Below are 600 nucleotides of genomic sequence, written 5' to 3'. Positions count from 1 at the left end.
ATCCGCCACTACGGCTTCCTCGCCAACGGTAATCGCGCCGCCAAGCTCGACCTGTGCCACAGGCTGCTGGCCGGATCGCAGCAGAACGAGCTCAAACCGGATGCCGAAAGCGCCGCCGTCGCCGCCGAGCGCCTTGCTATGGCGCATCGCTGCCCATGCTGCGGAGAGCCAATGATCACGCTCGCCATCTGGCGGTGCGGCCAGGCGCCGCCGCGCCCCTTCTGGAACGACACCTCATGACCACGCCGGGTGCGTCCACATCACCCGGTACGGTACCCGTCGCCATGCGCGCCGGCACCCCGACCCTTGTCCCGCCGCACAAAGCCGCAAGCAGACAGCCCGGCGATAGAAGGCACTGCAGCCTATCCGACGGCTCGCGCCATCACGGTTCCGCCTTCCACCGTGCCATCCTTCGCTGTGGCCGCATCGTGAACGCCCTTCATCAGCATGGCGAAGACGATCCCGACCGCTCCTCCAGGCTACAATCCCCATAGCGCCAGATCGTCCCGCGGCTTCGTTCAATCCGGCTTGCAATGAGGTCCGACAACCAGTCCGCCCACTCCGTCGAGCATGCGGACCTCACAGAAGCCTCCAGATTCC

Annotated in this window: 1 pseudogene; it reads left to right on the top strand. The window is 66.2% G+C overall.

Annotated features, from left to right (window positions below):
- A pseudogene (locus tag NKJ35_RS30820) lies at positions 1-240 on the top strand (IS91 family transposase); the annotation flags it as partial.
- Positions 241-600: the final 360 nt, after the last annotated feature.

The sequence above is a fragment of the Mesorhizobium sp. M0136 genome (assembly GCF_040322515.1).
Taxonomy (GTDB): Bacteria; Pseudomonadota; Alphaproteobacteria; order Rhizobiales; family Rhizobiaceae; genus Mesorhizobium.
Note: the sequence above shows the minus strand (reverse complement) of the source record. Positions and strands in the feature narration are given on the sequence as shown.